This window comes from Ahrensia marina (genome assembly GCF_001293565.1).
Classification (GTDB): domain Bacteria; phylum Pseudomonadota; class Alphaproteobacteria; order Rhizobiales; family Rhizobiaceae; genus Ahrensia; species Ahrensia marina.
In genome coordinates this window covers 1-349 of sequence record NZ_JXMU01000060.1, presented here as the reverse complement: position 1 = coordinate 349, position 349 = coordinate 1, and the positions used below count along the sequence as shown (strand labels likewise).

Genomic DNA, 349 nt, shown 5'->3' with positions numbered 1-349 from the left:
CCCTCGATAAAAACAGGTTCTTGCTGGAAAAGCTGATTTAACCGGTCAAGCACTCCGGAGGACGAGTTGGAGAAATTATCCAGAATAACAGGTGTGTAACCGGCCTCTTTAAGCTCCACATAAGTATGTGAACCAATATAGCCGGCACCACCTGTTACAAGGATTTTTTTAGTCATCTTCAAGCGGTGCAATAATACCGCGTTTTGCCAAATCTGCGATGATGGCATCGGCAGATTGTTCAGCGGACAACTCGGTTGTATTTACGGTCATGTCTGCGTTCTCCGGCACTTCATAAGCAGAATCAATACCTGTGAAGTTTTTAATCTCACCGGCACGTGCCTTCTTGTAA

General features: G+C 45.3%; 2 protein-coding genes. Both read right to left on the bottom strand.

Going from position 1 to position 349, the window contains the following annotated elements:
* Positions 1 to 176 (bottom strand): NAD-dependent epimerase/dehydratase family protein (locus tag SU32_RS17300; protein ID WP_144421199.1); only part of this gene is annotated, 176 nt, incomplete at its 3' end.
* Positions 169 to 349: adenylyl-sulfate kinase (locus SU32_RS17020; protein ID WP_144421198.1), on the bottom strand; the 181-nt coding region annotated here is incomplete at its 5' end. The genes SU32_RS17020 and SU32_RS17300, both read right to left, overlap by 8 nt.